The organism is Oceanospirillum sp. (assembly GCF_048265165.1).
In the GTDB taxonomy this organism is placed as follows: domain Bacteria; phylum Pseudomonadota; class Gammaproteobacteria; order Pseudomonadales; family Halomonadaceae; genus Oceanospirillum.
Map to the genome: position 1 here is coordinate 396,122 of NZ_JBLXCD010000003.1, position 14,650 is coordinate 410,771.

The following is a 14,650-nucleotide window of genomic DNA, read 5'->3' on the forward strand; positions in this document are numbered from 1 at the left end:
CTTTCACATAGAATATAGACAGCCTGAAAAGATTCGACCAGATTCTGGTTTTCAGTCATATTACTGAATGAAACGGTAGGCTGCCAGCCCACTGCGTGACTTGCGGGTTCAGTTTATACGCAGGCTTCAGCCATTGTGCATCGCAGGGTAGAGCCAGTGCAAACTGCAGGAAAGTCAAGAGATGAACGCTTTATAGTAAGGCCTATAAAACTCTATCAAAAACGGGCCCTCCATGGCCCGCATCAATCATCAGAACAAATGATCACAAAATAAAATCAGATCTCGAAACCAGCACCAAACTGATCCACATCCATTGCCATCAGCGAGTCGCCACCCTCTGCAATCGTTGCTACCAGGGATTTAGTCCGCGGCAGCAGCTTGCTGAAATAGAATTCAGCGGTAGCCAACTTGCCTTTATAGAAGGCCGTTTCTGTGGTGCCATTAGCCAGTGCTTCCTGAGCAACCTTAGCGGCTTGCGCCCAGAAATATGCCAGCGTGACATAACCTGAGTACATCAGATAGTCCACAGATGCGGCACCAACCTCTTCACGATTCTGCATCGCCTTCATACCGACCTGCATCGTGATATCGCCCCACTCCTTGTTCAACTTCGCAAGAGGAGCGACAAATTTCACCATATCGGAATTACCTTCCTCGGTCTGACAGAACTTATGCACCTGCTTAGTAAACTTACGCAGACTTTCGCCCTGATTCATAAGAATCTTACGACCCAACAGATCCAGTGCCTGGATACCTGTTGTACCTTCATACAAACGAGTGATACGTGCATCGCGTACAAATTGCTCCATACCCCACTCATGGATAAAGCCATGACCACCAAAGATCTGAATACCTTCATTGGTGGCTTCAAAGCCTGCTTCCGTCAGGAAGGCTTTAACAATCGGTGTCAACAGACCCAAGAGTTCATCAGCGTCTTTACCCGCATCACCACCTGCAGAGACCTGATCGATCAGCTGTGCGGTGTAGTAGATAAGCGCGCGACCACCTTCAGAAAAGGCTTTCTGAGTCAGCAGCATACGGCGCACATCAGGGTGAACAATGATCGGATCAGCCGCTTTCTCAGGTGCTTTAGGGCCGCTCAGAGCACGCATCTGCAAACGATCACGAGCATAAGCCAGAGCATTCTGGAAGGAAACTTCTGCCAAGCCTTGACCTTGAATACCAACACCGATACGAGCTGCATTCATCATCACAAACATATAGGACAAGCCTTTATTCGGCTCACCGATCAGGTAACCCTTGGCGTTGTCGAAGTTCATAACACAGGTACTGTTGCCGTGGATGCCCATTTTATGCTCAATGGAGCCACACTGAACCCCGTTACGCTCACCCGCTTCACCATTTGCGTCAGGGGTGAACTTAGGCACGATAAACAGGGAAATACCTTTAGAGCCTTCTGGCGCGCCCGGCAGCTTTGCCAATACCAGATGCACGATATTGTCGGACATGTCGTGTTCACCAGCGGAGATAAAGATTTTAGTGCCGCTAATAGCGTAACTATCATCAGCCAGTGGCTCAGCTTTAGTGCGGATCAGGCCTAGGTCAGTACCACAGTGAGGCTCTGTCAGACACATGGTGCCGGTCCAGCTACCTTCAATCATCTTAGTCAGGTAAAGTTCTTTCTGTTCCTCAGTACCGTGGTGCAGCAGAGCATCCATGGCACCGTGTGACAGCCCTGGATACATACCCCATGACAGATTAGATGAGCAGATCATCTCATTCAGAACCATACCCAGAGACTGTGGCAAGCCCTGACCACCGTAGCGAGTGTCTTGCGTCATGGAAGGCCAGCCACCTTCAACATATTGCTTATAAGCTTCTTTAAATCCTTTAGGCGTAACAACCTCACCATCGTTAAACTGGCAACCTTCGGCATCACCACTTTGATTCAGAGGTGTCAAAACTTCTTCAGTAAACTTTGCACCTTCTTCCAAAATGGCATTCACAATTTCCGGAGATGCCTCATCCCCATTTGGCAGCTGTGCGTAGTGGGCAGGAAAATCCAGCATCTCGTCCATTACAAAACGGATATCACGCAGGGGAGCTTTATATGTTGGCATATTGACCTCGGCTTAACTGTTCTTGTTGTACCAGCCTGTAGCTTCTCAGGAGGATGTCACCCAAGACGCCAGACAGTGTAAATAGAGAAATCTAATTCAAACGTATGTTTGAAACTTAAGTCAGACGAAGATCAGGGTCAAGTGGTATTTTACTTAAATTGATGTCCAGCCGGTCAAGCCAAGATATTAGACGTGCAAAAAAAGCCTGTAGCGCGATCTTTCAGCATTTGGAATGCGCTACCAGATCAACACTATAAACCATATAAATCAAACAGTTACTGCAACCTGCTGACCTAATGGCTGGGGTGGAAAACTCAACCCCATGGTATCAAAGCGATCTTTCAGCTGCTGAGCAACCGTCATACCGGCGGCACTCTCCTGGCTGCCCACAAAACTCTGAGGAAAGCTCAGACCAAAAGAAAAACTTTTAGGCTCTTTATATATTCCAGAAGGAAATTGAAGGGAGGGTTCATCGGGCTCGTTCTGCGAGGATTCGTCTATCGAACCGGCATCAGAGGAGTCATCAGTATTCCCAGATTCAGCCACACGCTCACTAAAGTCTCGCTCTCTAATCTCTACCCTCGCTTCATTTCCCATCGCCCGGGCTTCAGCGGCAACTTTCAAATCCTGCTCGGACGGCTGCGCCGGGGCCAAAGCAGCTCGCTCAACAACCTGGGATTTATCCAAAGTTGCCTCAGGGTCATCGGGAACCGGAGAAGTATCTATCGTCACCTGACCACCAACTGCATACTCACGACCATCAGGCCCCTCTGTCATATCATAAGAAGGTGAAGAGGCATAACGACCACCTACTGAAGCATGGGCTTCTTCATGAGTTCGAACCTCTTGATCACGCTTGCTCAGTTCAGAAATAACCTGATTTTTTTCCTGTTCAAGAAGCGCCTTCTCACTATCAATATCAGCTTGTTCAGAAGCGCTAGCATTCACAGCTTCAGCGGACCGCTCTTTCTCACGGTAATCCTGAACAAGGCGAGCATATCGAGTTGAACTGCTGACAGAAGGCGTTTCCATAAAAATAACCTTTAATGAATGATTAGCCAGATATTAACCAAGCGAGTGTTGTATTCATTATGGCGAACTTCTCAGTTTTTTTCATAACCTAATATTGTGAAACAGTTCTGACTTATAACATTTCATTTTAATACAAAAAAAATAAATGTTATTAATGTATTGATATATCAGGAGTTTCATAAAACTTTTGCCCTGAAATGAGAAAAGCACCGCCTCATTGATTTTTATTCACAAAAAAGCCTCGCAAATAGCGAGGCCTTCATGTTTACGCAAAGTAATGGCTCTGAAAAGTTCGGCCATCGCTTTCACTGAGTAATAAATCTACTCGTCAATAAAGCTACGAAGGTGCTCAGAGCGCGTAGGGTGACGTAATTTACGTAGCGCTTTCGCCTCAATCTGACGAATACGCTCCCGGGTTACATCAAACTGCTTACCCACTTCCTCCAACGTATGGTCGGTATTCATATCAATACCAAAGCGCATACGCAGAACTTTGGCTTCACGACCTGTAAGCCCACCCAGAACAGAACGAGTGGCTTCAATTAAGCCTTCGCCTGTTGCTGTGTCAATCGGCGAATCAGTGCCTACATCTTCAATGAAATCACCCAGATGTGAATCTTCATCATCACCAATCGGCGTTTCCATAGAAATCGGCTCTTTAGCGATCTTCAGCACTTTGCGTACTTTATCTTCCGGCATCTCCATACGCTCACCCAACTCTTCCGGAGTCGGCTCACGCCCCATCTCCTGAAGCATCTGGCGTGAAACACGGTTCAACTTGTTGATCGTCTCGATCATATGTACCGGAATACGGATAGTACGAGCCTGGTCAGCAATGGACCGGGTAATTGCCTGACGAATCCACCAGGTCGCATACGTCGAGAACTTATAGCCCCGGCGGTATTCAAACTTATCTACCGCTTTCATCAGACCGATATTACCTTCCTGAATAAGATCCAGGAACTGCAAACCACGGTTGGTGTATTTCTTAGCGATGGAGATAACAAGACGCAGGTTAGCTTCAACCATTTCTTTCTTCGCACGGCGAGCCTTGGCTTCACCAATCGACATGCGACGGTTAACTTCTTTGATCTCACTAAGATTCAGGCTGACATCTTTTTCCACAGCTAAAATTTTGCGCTGACACCGCAAAATTTCAATACGCAAAGCTTCCAGCTTAACAGCATACTTAGGCTTATCAGCCAGCACATTATCTAACCATTCAAGATTAGTTTCATTGCCTGGGAAAGAAGTAATAAATTCTTTACGCGTCATTTTAGCTTTACGAACACAAAGCTGCATGACCCGACGCTCCTGACGACGAATTTCGTCCATACTGTTACGCACACGAGCAACCATGGCGTCAAAGTTTTTGGGCGTCAGCTTGATCGGAGCAAAATAATCAGCAAGCTCCATCTGAGCTGCTTTATACTCAGCACTGCCGGTACCTTTCTTCTCTGATGCATTCAGAACCGCATCGTGCAGCTCCTGCAGACGAGTGAAGCGAATACGGGCCTCTTCCGGATCCGGGCCGCTTTCTGCTTCTTCTTCATCATCAAGATCATCGTCACTTTTAGCACTGGCAACCGGGCCGGGCGTTACTTCGCCATCATCCGGATCAATATAACCAATAAGCAGATCACTCAGACGACCTTCTTCTGTCTGAGTTTGCTCATAGATATCCAGAACCTTCTGAATTGTTCCGGGCAGATACGATACGGCATGCATAACCTCGCGCAGACCTTCCTCGATACGCTTGGCGATCACAATTTCGCCTTCGCGTGTCAGAAGCTCTACAGTACCCATCTCACGCATATACATGCGAACAGGGTCGGTGGTACGGCCAACATCAGACTCCACTGCAGCCAATGCAGCGACAGCTTCTTCGGCGACAACTTCATCCGTTGAGGAATCACCATCGGTCATCAACAGGGTTTCCGCATCAGGTGCTTCTTCAGAAACACTGATACCCATGTCGTTAATCATACGAATAATATCTTCAACCTGATCAGGGTCTGAAATATCTTCCGGGAGGTGATCATTTACTTCTGCGTAGGTGAGGTAGCCCTGTTCCTTTCCGCGGGCGATCAATTCCTTCAAGCGCGACTGTTGCTGCTCATTTCCAGCCATAGATACCCTATCTCAAATGTAGTGCAAAGAACGAGGTGGGAAAAATGCTAAGCGTTCAAATTTAGCACAATTCGGCCTTGACTTCCACCAGATTCTAAATTATTGCGAAACTTAAGTACTATTACCATCTGATTGGCTTTTCTTATTAGCCAGCAGATTCAGTAACATCACCAACTCTTCATTTTCATTTTTGGTCAGCTTCTGACCGGAACGGCTTTTTCTCGTCAACTCATCAAAACGTTGATTGTGCTGATATTCGCGCCGTTTAAGCTCCAGAGACCGGAGCCATTCTTTAAATTCTGAGACAATAAACTCTTCAGCGAGCACGTCTTCCAATGCAATTTGATCTAACAAACGGCCCGTTTCCGTGCCATACCAGTGCGCCTGCAATGAGGAGGTGGTGGCACCAGGAGTACATTTCAAGTACTCGAAGACCAGATCGAAGACCTTTCCCCAGAAAAAATCCTTGTTTTCGTCGATGATCTCTTTTAACTGCTGCCGTTCAACATCAGATAAAGCCTGGCAAACATGGGGGTAGCGCACAGCCCACACAAGCAGTTTATAAGCATACGTAGTGGACAGCTTTACCTCAGGATTATTGTCGGCCGATGTTCCGGTTTCTACAGCATAATCCGGAATAATATCAACAGGCTGGCTCTGCACTGACTCATGTGAAGCGGCCCCCGGAGAGTTGTCAATCTGGGCACGAACTCCATCAGCATCCACACCGACGATCTCTGCCAGCTTCTGAATAAGCAGCGTGCGCAGAATGCCTACAGGAATTTTCTTAAAGTAAGGTATCGCCTTCTGTATCAGCAACGCCTTACCTTCCGGCTCCAGAGGATTCAAGCCCTGCTGAAGAAAGCGGAACAGGTACTCAGAGAGTGAGTCCGCGCGAACAATACGCTGTTCGAACAGATTTTTACCATTTGCTCGCACAAGTGTGTCAGGGTCCTGCCCCTCAGGCAGAAACATAAAACGGGCTTGGCGACCATCAATCATATGGGGTAGTACGTTATCTAAAGCTCTCTCTGCAGCACGTTTACCCGCTTTGTCACCATCAAAGCAAAACACCACCTCAGGAACCACTTTAAACAAGCGCTCCATATGCTCAGAAGTTGCTGATGTGCCCAGGGTTGCTACGGCATACGAAATACCCGCTTCCGCCAACGCCACCACATCCATATAACCTTCAACAACCAGTAGACGCTCTAACTGGCCCGGTGATGTTTTTGCCTCATAAAGACCGTAAAGCTCACGCCCTTTCTGAAAAACCGGCGTTTCTGGGGAATTCAGGTATTTAGGTTTTTCATCGCCAAGAACACGGCCACCAAAGGCGATCACTTTGCCGCGCCAGTCCCGAATCGGAAACATAATACGGTTACGAAAGCGATCATAACTGCGCCCGGTATCTTCTTTCTGAACCAGAAGACCCAGACTAACCTGCTCGCCCTCACTTATACTCTGACCTGCAAGATATTTTTTAAGTAGCTCCCAGCCATCCGGCGCATACCCAATACCAAAACGCTCAACAGTTTCCGGCTTCAGGCCACGATGCTGCAGATAAGCTTGGGCTCGCTGACAGCCCTCTGCTACCTGAAGAGAGTTGCGATAAAACTGAGTGGCCAATTCAAGAGTTTCAGCTGATTTTTTTGCCGCCTGACGCTTTTTAGCTTCAGTGGGATTCTCATCCCTGGGCACTTCCATACCCAACTGTTTGGCAAGATCCTCGATGGCTTCAACATAGCCTAAACCATCATACTCCATAAGAAAGCCGATAGCATTGCCATGGGCTCCGCAGCCAAAGCAATGATAGAATTGCTTATCCTGACTAACAGTAAAAGAAGGCGTTTTTTCGTTGTGAAAAGGACACAGGCCATGCCAGTTGCGACCACTTTTTTTAAGCTTAACCGCACTTCCCACTACATCAACGATGTCTGCGCGTGCGACGAGGTCATCGATAAAATATTGAGGAATCCGACCGGCCATAAGGGCGCTAACTACCTAACGAAAATAGAATTCAGACAAGAAGCTGCCAGAGAAAAGCAACTATGATTTTGCAGGCAATGCAAAATGAAAAACGGCCGCCGGTTAAGGCAGCCGTTTTTACCCCTAAAAAGACAACCGTGCAGACCAAGGTCTGCAGAGAGGTTGCTTAGTACAGACGCTCGAAACGTTTTTGCTCGCGCTGTACCTTTTTAGCGTGACGCTTAACAGCAGCAGCTGCCTTACGCTTACGAACCCAAGTTGGCTTTTCGTAAAATTCACGACGACGAACTTCGGCTAAGATTCCAGCTTTCTCACAAGAACGTTTGAAACGACGCAGAGCAACGTCAAACGGCTCATTGTCTTTAACTTTAACAGCAGGCATTAAAGACTCACCACCTTAAAAAGTAATAGGATTGAAATTAGAGATGTCACCAAAAACGGTGACATGCCTTAGGGGACGCATGATTCTATAGGCTTTGATCACCCCATGCAAACAGCTTTAGGGGCTATACTTACGCTTTTTTTACCTAATCCTCGGCTTTTAGTGCCATTTTCAGACTCACATAGGTAGAATTGCCCCTAATCTTTCAAGTAGTTAGTGAACCTCATGCGCGTACTCGGAATCGAAACATCCTGTGATGAAACAGGTTTAGCCATTTATGACTCAGAGCAAGGTTTATTGGCCCATGCCCTGTTCAGTCAGATTGATATGCATATCCCATATGGTGGCGTAGTCCCTGAACTAGCCTCCCGTGACCATGTGCGTAAATTGCTTCCCCTGACAAAGCAAGTGATGACTGAAGCTGACAGTAAAGCTGAAGATATTGATGCGATCTGTTATACCTCCGGCCCTGGCCTTATAGGCGCATTGATGGTTGGCGCCTCTACAGCTCAGGCGTTAGCACTGGCCTGGGACAAACCTTGCCTTGGCGTGCATCATATGGAAGGTCATTTGCTGGCCCCTATGCTGGAAGAAACACCTCCGGAATTTCCGTTTGTCGCGCTTCTCGTTTCCGGTGGACATACTCAGTTGATCGATGTGCAGGGTATCGGTCAGTATGAAATGCTCGGCGAAAGTATCGACGATGCTGCCGGTGAAGCCTTTGATAAAGCCGCTAAAATGATGGGACTGCCCTACCCAGGCGGCCCTCACATTGCTCGCTATGCAGAGCATGGCACCCCAGGTCGCTACCTTTTTCCACGTCCAATGACCAACCGCCCAGGCCTGGACTTCAGCTTCAGTGGCCTAAAAACCTTTACCCTGAACACCGTGGAAGCAGCAAAAAAAGCCAACAGTGACAAACTGACCGATGAAGCGCGCGCAGATATAGCATTAGCATTTCAGGATGCAGTTGTAGACACCCTCGTAATCAAATGTAAACGGGCGCTCAAGCAAGCGGACCGAAAAAAACTGGTAATCGCTGGCGGTGTTAGCGCTAATAAAGACCTGCGCGAAAAACTTGAAGCTATAATGACTGGCATGGGTGGTCAGGTGTACTACCCCCGGAATGAATTTTGTACTGACAATGGCGCTATGATCGCCTATGCAGGCTGCCAACGTCTGATGGCAGGCCATAAAAATGACAGGCAGATCAAGGTGCAGCCTCGCTGGCCATTAACAGACTTACCTCCGTTATCGCCATCACCTAAACAGTGAACGAGTGCCAGTTAACACTACATCAATAATCAGCAGCAAACATAGGTGATAGTTTGGACCGGGTTTTTATTGAAGGCTTGAAAGTTGATGCCCTGATCGGGGTGTACGACTGGGAACGTGAAATTTTACAGCCACTGGAGTTCGATATTGAGATGGCTACAGACATACGCCCTGCAGCAGCATCTGATGAACTGTCACTGACATTGGATTACTTTTCAATCAGCCAGGCCATTACTGCACTCGTGAAAAACGCCTCATTCAAGCTGATAGAGTCTCTGGCAGAAGCCGTTAGCCAGCTGATCCGCGAGAAGTTCGGTGTTTGCTGGGTCAAAGTAAAAGTCAGTAAACCTGGTGCAGTGCCCAATGCCCGAAATGTAGCTGTTCAGATCGAAAGAGGGTCACTGAATAGCCCTAGGGCCCAAATGGCTTCCGGAGTCGCACAATGAGCCGCGTCTATCTGAGCCTTGGCAGCAATATCAACCCCAAACACAATATCCGAGAGGGCATTGCAACCCTTAACCTGCGCTTCGGACAGATGCAGCTATCTCCCATCATTGAAAGCGAGCCTGTAGGCTTTATCGGCGACCCCTTTATCAACCTGATAACAGCTCTTGAAACCGAACTCCCCATTTCAGAACTCAGCAGCCAGCTGCGTTTGATTGAGTATGACTTTGGCCGAGAGGATAATGCCCCCAAATTTAGCGGGCGCACACTGGATATCGATATTGTTCTGGTGGATCAGCTTGAAGGAGAACACTTCGGTTTAACACTTCCCCGCAAAGACCTGTTTGAACATGGCTATATGCTGTACCCCCTGTCTTTGATGGAGCCGGAGCTGATTCCCCCGGGGCAGGGGGAAACAGTCCAAGAGCTCTGGCGGCAATTCCCCTTCCCGGAACAAAAACTTTGGCTTACAGAGCTCTGAAGGCCTGATCAATCAATTTAAGGCGCTGCGCCTTAATTGCAGCGCCAATTTCCGGTCCTTTTAATCCCTGTTGAACAAATGTCTTAGCAGTGACGCTTTCCATTACCCCGACTAAGGACTGCCACCACTGTTTTATATCATTTTTATCAGACTGCCAGAGTGCCAGCCAGGCTTCAAAAAAACCTCCCTGTCTAAACGCACCGGAACTCTCAAGCAGAGACAAACAAAGCTGGGCATCCTGCTCTGGCTCAGTATTAAGAAGTGACCAAAATTTCTGTACCAGCAAAGCAAAACCAAGATAATGCTTAGGCGCTCTTATCCGGTTACAAAGTGATTCAATCTCTTCTGGCGTCAACCCATGCAGCAACCACCCCCAATTCAGTAACCCACGCTCAGCTTTATCTTTCTCTGCCAAATGGTCCGGCAGGTAAAAATGTTGGGCTGACAACTCTTTGAACCAATAATCGAGCCCACCAACCTTCTGAAGTGTTGCTAGGTATTGCTCAGGATTTCTCTCCTGAAGCGCCTTCTCTGTTTCCGACCAAACACGCTCGGCAGAAAGTTGTTCCAACTCCTCTGCCGCAACTAACTCTGCCATTAATTGCAGTGTCTCGGGAGCAATTGAAAACCCTAATCTATAAAAACGAGCCAAAAATCTTGCGCCGCGCAATACTCTTAAAGGGTCTTCAGCAAATGCGGGAGAGACATGTCGCAGAAGCTTCAGCTCCAGATCTTTTAGTCCCCCATAAGGGTCGTGAATATTCCCGCTGATATCCTTTGCCATAGCGTTAATCGTAAAATCCCGACGCATCAGATCTTCTTCGAGTGTCACATCAGGTGAGGTATGGCAAACAAAGCCCTGATAACCTTTACCTGATTTGCGCTCTGTTCTGGCTAATGCGTACTCCTCTTTTGTATCAGGGTGCAGAAAAACAGGAAAGTCTTTGCCGACCTGAACAAAGCCTGCCGCTTTTAGCTCCTCTGGTATAGCACCAACAACCAGCCAATCCCTATCATAGGGTCTCAACCCCAGTAACTCATCTCTTACCGGGCCGCCAACAAGGTACACCTCACCACTTAAAAAAGAAGAATCATCATCAGAAGATAAAAACTGGCTCATTTTTTGCTAAACCTTAGTTATTAAACGAATTAAAGTTTAATTTTCTGCAGGTTAACCTTCAGTCACACTAAACTTTGCGGAAGTGTTGCCGATAATCATCGGTATAGTTTTCGAATCAACTCACATTATAAAGCTGCAAAGCAGAATGTTTGGTTGAATTCGTATCAAAATGTCAGGAAGAACCGATGCTTAAAACTGTAAAAATTATCACAGGGACTTTTTTTCTGCTTCTGATGTCTGCTTGTACCATGCCGTACTACGGCTATCAGCAAAACACTCAGGCTCAGGGAAATTATGTTCGCTTACCGCCGGCAAAGCCTCAACCTAAGCGGCGGGTGATTATCAGAACAGAAACGCACCGGGTTCTGACGCCAAAAATCGTTATGGAGCCCTGCTGTAAAATGCAGTCCAACGTAATCTATAGGCGTTACTAACCTGCCCCTAGATACGTATTTGAATCCATTTTATCTATTTGTGACGGACATCAGGAGTGATGATAATGAAACTTAAACTGGCTTCTCTGGCTATTGCCGGTGCTGTTGTAACTGCTGGCTGTGCGCCAATGAATCAGCATGCTATGAACAACCAAAACAACAATGACTATGTTGTTTACCAACAGGTTGAACATACCTACAGCCCGAAAGTAGAGCCTATTATTGTTCGTGTAACGGGTTATGGGGCTTATAAAGAAAACCCTCGCCTGTCTCAGGGGCAGAATCAGCTGATGGCAATGCGGGCATCTAAACTCGATGCTTATCGTGCAATTGCTGAGCGTGTATACGGTACTCGCGTAAGTGGTGGTTCTAACGTAGAAGCTATGGTTCTTCGTGATGACCGTTTCCGCACCTATGTGGACAGCGTCATTCGTGGTGCCAAAGTGGTATCTACATATGAGCTGGCCCACAATAACTACGAGACCACGATGGAGCTGGTTCTAGAGCCTACGTTCTATGACTGCATGGGTTCAACCGATGCCCTTCAGTCACCAAGCTGCACAGCCCCCACCGTTCACGGCGAATCACCGGAGACTCGTGCCATTGCCCGACCTCTGGTTAAAGTTCAGCCAGGACAGTATTATCTGAACTAATTCACTGACAGTGATTATCTATGTCAGTTGCCATTAACAGATAAAATGAAAGGAGTGGTCGGTTGTTAAACACCATATTCCGTCACAAGGTGTTGTGGATTTTGTGTCTACTGATTGTTGGACTTCAAATACCACAATCAGAAGCCAAATGGCTAGAAGCAACCGGCCAGGCCAGGATCATGCATCAGGACCTGGTCAGCGCCCGTCGCACCGCAATTAGAGATGCGATTCAGCAGCTCAGCCTTCGCGGCGGCGCTGACGTTAGCAGCTTTCAGCAAATGACAGACGGAGCCATTACCGCTGATAATCTGCGGGTGAGTTCTAACGGCACTGTTCAGGATATCAACATTCTGGATGAAGTGGTGCAGGGTAATGTACTTACCCTGACCATTGAGGCCGATGTATTGGTTGACGCTCAGTCTTGTGGACATGAATCCAGTAATGCTTACCTGAGAAGTGCTGCTGTTGCTTCTTTTTATCTGGAAGATCCTCAGTCGGCATCTTTTGGAGGATTCTATGATATCAGCCAAAAACTTCCTGCAGATCTCTCCCAGCGCTTAAATAACTTTGAGCATGTTAAAGCTCTGGATGCTTCAGGTTTTCAGGTTTATACATCACCAAAAACTATTCCTACTTCCGTTACGACGACAGGTACGCTTACGACTGCAATTACGGCATCCAATCAGTTTGGCGTGCAATACGTGATAAGTGGTGTTATTCGTGATATCTCCATGGCTCGTCCGGACCTCCTGCGTACTAAGTCTTATTTTAGTCAGGTCAAAGATAAGATGGAGCATGGTGACAACCGCTTTGAACGCCGTTTCCAGATGGATATTTATGTCCATGATGGTTTTAGTGGCGCCATGGTCTACAGTCGTCGCTATGAAACTCTTGGTAACTGGAACGTACCTCTTGAAGAGAAACCTGGCTTCGGCTCTGTTGCTTTTTGGAAAAGTGATTACGGCCAAAAAGTCAGTGATGTTTTTGATCGTGTGGTTGACGATTTAAATTCATCCCTGAGTTGTCAGCCATTCATGGCGAAAGTCACCCGTACTGAAGGTAAGAAAATTTATATTGATGCGGGAGCCGGTGACGGTTTACGCCCGGGTGATACCTTGAATCTCTACCGCCTGAGCACCTTCTACGATGCGAATCAAAATGCTTATACCGAGTTAGAGAATACTAAGATTGTCGTTACTCTGAAAAAGGTACAACCTTTCTTTTCACGGGGTGTTATCAGTACAGAAACAGATAAACTGGGTATTCAACAGGGCGATATTGTTATCGCTTGGTAAGGCAGAAGCAGAAAAAAGTCTCTTCAGCTGATTAACAAAGAAGGAGCCAATAGGCTCCTTTTTTGTTTCTGTGTGACCGGTTTATTAGTTAGTGGCAGTACTCAGGGCATACCGTTTTCCAAAGCTCATACCCTCCCTGCAGGCTATAGGCGTCGTTAAAGCCTTGCTCCGCCAGAAACTGGGCCGCTGACTGACTGCTGTTACCATGGTAGCAGCAAACAATGACCGGCCTGGATTTATCTGTCTGCTCAATAAACAACTGAACATTATCATTGTTTAATAATAAGGAGCCTTTAATCGACCCTGCAGCAAAACTGCCCGGGTCTCGGATATCAACAACAGCGATCTCTTCACCGGCTTCAATTTTTGCTTTAAGTTCTTCCGGATTCATAAACTGAAAATTCATAAAACTACCTTCTGTCAGAGTCACTGGATGTCAGTCGTCCCTCTGACAAAACCAGCCAAATATTTAAAAACGGCTACTGATATATTGGTTTCTGTAAACTGTTAACTGAGGTCCGCTCACCACTTTCCAGATGGAGTGCTGTCAGCGTTCCACCCCATACACAGCCTGTATCCAAACCATAGATACCGTCAGCATCAACATCGCCCTCAAGTGCAGCCCAGTGGCCAAAGATTATTTTTTCTTTGACCTGACGCGGGTAGCTAAACCATGGCGCATACCCTTTCGGGCATTGATCCAAGCCTTCTTTACTCTCAAAATCGAGTTTGCCTTTCGCAGTACAAAAGCGCATACGGGTAAAGTAGTTAGTAATCACTCGCAATCGATCAAAACCACTAAGGCTATCCGACCACTTAGAGGGTTTGTTGCCGTACATATTCTCAAAGTAGTTTTTATAGGCATCGCCCTGCAAGGCAGACTCAACCTCACCGGCATAGCAAAGAGTCTGTTGCAAATCCCAAATAGGTGGAACCCCAGCATGACTCATCACAAAACCGAGTTTTTGATCATAGTGGAATAAGGGCTGATGACGCAGCCAGCCCAGCAGTCGCTCACGATCCGGGGCATCCAAAATCTTTTGCAGGGTATCGGAACGCTTAAGGCGCGCTCCAGAATACGCAACAGCAAGTAAATGCAGATCATGATTACCTAGTACGCAACGTACTCTATCCCCCATCCCAGAAGCAAAACGAAGTACTTCCAAAGATTCAGGGCCACGATTAACCAGATCACCAGCCAACCAGAGCTGATCTTTTTGCGGATTAAAACTTACTGCCTCCAGCAGTTGTACCAGTTCACTAAAACAACCCTGAAGATCACCAACGGCGTACGTAGCCATAACAATTTTTACCTAGAAATAAACCTGTTCAGG

At 47.1% G+C, this 14,650-nt stretch carries 14 protein-coding genes; 6 read left to right on the plus strand and 8 right to left on the minus strand.

Going from position 1 to position 14,650, the window contains the following annotated elements; translation table 11 throughout:
* Positions 1-275: 275 nt before the first annotated feature.
* From ACN0R8_RS08825 to rpsU, 5 genes are all read right to left on the minus strand, one after another.
* Positions 276-2,081 carry an acyl-CoA dehydrogenase C-terminal domain-containing protein gene (locus ACN0R8_RS08825; RefSeq protein ID WP_417596709.1) on the minus strand — a complete coding sequence of 602 codons (1,806 nt, stop codon included), beginning with the start codon at positions 2,079-2,081 and terminating at the stop codon, positions 276-278.
* A 267-nt stretch (positions 2,082-2,348) separates the two neighbouring features.
* Complete coding sequence (locus ACN0R8_RS08830; RefSeq protein ID WP_417596710.1) at positions 2,349-3,113, minus strand: putative metalloprotease CJM1_0395 family protein; 765 nt, start codon at positions 3,111-3,113, stop codon at positions 2,349-2,351.
* Positions 3,114-3,434: 321 nt separating this feature from the next.
* On the minus strand, positions 3,435-5,243 hold the full coding sequence (gene rpoD / locus ACN0R8_RS08835) for an RNA polymerase sigma factor RpoD (RefSeq protein WP_417596711.1): 1,809 nt from the start codon (positions 5,241-5,243) through the stop codon (positions 3,435-3,437).
* A 111-nt stretch (positions 5,244-5,354) separates the two neighbouring features.
* Positions 5,355-7,232 carry a DNA primase gene (dnaG, locus tag ACN0R8_RS08840; RefSeq protein ID WP_417596712.1) on the minus strand — a complete coding sequence of 626 codons (1,878 nt, stop codon included), beginning with the start codon at positions 7,230-7,232 and terminating at the stop codon, positions 5,355-5,357.
* Positions 7,233-7,398: 166 nt separating this feature from the next.
* Complete coding sequence (gene rpsU / locus ACN0R8_RS08845) at positions 7,399-7,614, minus strand: 30S ribosomal protein S21 (protein WP_028304873.1); 216 nt, start codon at positions 7,612-7,614, stop codon at positions 7,399-7,401.
* 225 nt (positions 7,615-7,839) lie between these two features.
* Between rpsU and tsaD the strand changes: the two genes are divergently transcribed.
* From tsaD to folK, 3 genes are read left to right on the plus strand one after another with little or no spacing between them, the layout of a single operon-like run.
* Positions 7,840-8,889: a tRNA (adenosine(37)-N6)-threonylcarbamoyltransferase complex transferase subunit TsaD gene (gene tsaD / locus ACN0R8_RS08850; RefSeq protein ID WP_417596713.1), complete on the plus strand. Its 1,050-nt coding sequence runs from the start codon at positions 7,840-7,842 to the stop codon at positions 8,887-8,889.
* 53 nt (positions 8,890-8,942) lie between these two features.
* The gene (gene folB / locus ACN0R8_RS08855; protein ID WP_417596714.1) at positions 8,943-9,335 is read left to right on the plus strand and encodes a dihydroneopterin aldolase; all 393 of its coding nucleotides are present in this window, start codon (positions 8,943-8,945) and stop codon (positions 9,333-9,335) included.
* Positions 9,332-9,814 carry a 2-amino-4-hydroxy-6-hydroxymethyldihydropteridine diphosphokinase gene (gene folK / locus ACN0R8_RS08860; RefSeq protein ID WP_417596715.1) on the plus strand — a complete coding sequence of 161 codons (483 nt, stop codon included), beginning with the start codon at positions 9,332-9,334 and terminating at the stop codon, positions 9,812-9,814. The genes folB and folK overlap by 4 nt, the downstream gene beginning before the upstream one ends.
* On the opposite strand, the gene ACN0R8_RS08865 is transcribed toward folK, so the two are convergent.
* Entirely contained in the window at positions 9,801-10,934 is a 1,134-nt protein-coding gene (locus ACN0R8_RS08865) for a hypothetical protein (protein WP_417596716.1), read from the minus strand. The two genes, folK and ACN0R8_RS08865, sit on opposite strands and share 14 nt — an antisense overlap.
* 185 nt (positions 10,935-11,119) lie before the next feature.
* Between ACN0R8_RS08865 and ACN0R8_RS08870 the strand changes: the two genes are divergently transcribed.
* The 3 genes from ACN0R8_RS08870 to ACN0R8_RS08880 all read left to right on the plus strand — a co-directional run bounded on the left by ACN0R8_RS08870 (position 11,120) and on the right by ACN0R8_RS08880 (position 13,316).
* Positions 11,120-11,368, plus strand: a complete 249-nt coding sequence (locus ACN0R8_RS08870; protein ID WP_417596717.1) for a hypothetical protein — start codon at positions 11,120-11,122, stop codon at positions 11,366-11,368.
* A gap of 65 nt (positions 11,369-11,433) precedes the next feature.
* Positions 11,434-12,021 carry an LPP20 family lipoprotein gene (locus ACN0R8_RS08875; protein ID WP_160054932.1) on the plus strand — a complete coding sequence of 196 codons (588 nt, stop codon included), beginning with the start codon at positions 11,434-11,436 and terminating at the stop codon, positions 12,019-12,021.
* An 89-nt stretch (positions 12,022-12,110) separates the two neighbouring features.
* Complete coding sequence (locus ACN0R8_RS08880; protein WP_417596856.1) at positions 12,111-13,316, plus strand: flagellar assembly protein T N-terminal domain-containing protein; 1,206 nt, start codon at positions 12,111-12,113, stop codon at positions 13,314-13,316.
* 88 nt (positions 13,317-13,404) lie between these two features.
* On the opposite strand, the gene glpE is transcribed toward ACN0R8_RS08880, so the two are convergent.
* Together glpE and ACN0R8_RS08890 are read right to left on the minus strand one after the other, a co-directional pair.
* Positions 13,405-13,722 (minus strand): thiosulfate sulfurtransferase GlpE, encoded by a 318-nt coding sequence (glpE, locus tag ACN0R8_RS08885; RefSeq protein ID WP_417596718.1) that lies wholly within the window; start codon positions 13,720-13,722, stop codon positions 13,405-13,407.
* Positions 13,723-13,795: 73 nt separating this feature from the next.
* The gene (locus ACN0R8_RS08890) at positions 13,796-14,617 is read right to left on the minus strand and encodes a symmetrical bis(5'-nucleosyl)-tetraphosphatase (protein ID WP_417596719.1); all 822 of its coding nucleotides are present in this window, start codon (positions 14,615-14,617) and stop codon (positions 13,796-13,798) included.
* Positions 14,618-14,650 lie beyond the last annotated feature (33 nt).

What these genes read in the sequence shown, in the direction of transcription:
- ACN0R8_RS08825 (WP_417596709.1), bottom strand. Translation starts at nt 2,081, where the DNA reads ATGCCAACATATAAAGCTCCCCTGCGTGATATCCGTTTTGTAATGGAC.
- ACN0R8_RS08830 (WP_417596710.1), bottom strand. Translation starts at nt 3,113, where the DNA reads ATGGAAACGCCTTCTGTCAGCAGTTCAACTCGATATGCTCGCCTTGTT.
- rpoD (WP_417596711.1), bottom strand. Translation starts at nt 5,243, where the DNA reads ATGGCTGGAAATGAGCAGCAACAGTCGCGCTTGAAGGAATTGATCGCC.
- dnaG (WP_417596712.1), bottom strand. Translation starts at nt 7,232, where the DNA reads ATGGCCGGTCGGATTCCTCAATATTTTATCGATGACCTCGTCGCACGC.
- rpsU (WP_028304873.1), bottom strand. Translation starts at nt 7,614, where the DNA reads ATGCCTGCTGTTAAAGTTAAAGACAATGAGCCGTTTGACGTTGCTCTG.
- tsaD (WP_417596713.1), top strand. Translation starts at nt 7,840, where the DNA reads ATGCGCGTACTCGGAATCGAAACATCCTGTGATGAAACAGGTTTAGCC.
- folK (WP_417596715.1), top strand. Translation starts at nt 9,332, where the DNA reads ATGAGCCGCGTCTATCTGAGCCTTGGCAGCAATATCAACCCCAAACAC.
- ACN0R8_RS08865 (WP_417596716.1), bottom strand. Translation starts at nt 10,934, where the DNA reads ATGAGCCAGTTTTTATCTTCTGATGATGATTCTTCTTTTTTAAGTGGT.
- ACN0R8_RS08870 (WP_417596717.1), top strand. Translation starts at nt 11,120, where the DNA reads ATGCTTAAAACTGTAAAAATTATCACAGGGACTTTTTTTCTGCTTCTG.
- ACN0R8_RS08875 (WP_160054932.1), top strand. Translation starts at nt 11,434, where the DNA reads ATGAAACTTAAACTGGCTTCTCTGGCTATTGCCGGTGCTGTTGTAACT.
- glpE (WP_417596718.1), bottom strand. Translation starts at nt 13,722, where the DNA reads ATGAATTTTCAGTTTATGAATCCGGAAGAACTTAAAGCAAAAATTGAA.
- ACN0R8_RS08890 (WP_417596719.1), bottom strand. Translation starts at nt 14,617, where the DNA reads ATGGCTACGTACGCCGTTGGTGATCTTCAGGGTTGTTTTAGTGAACTG.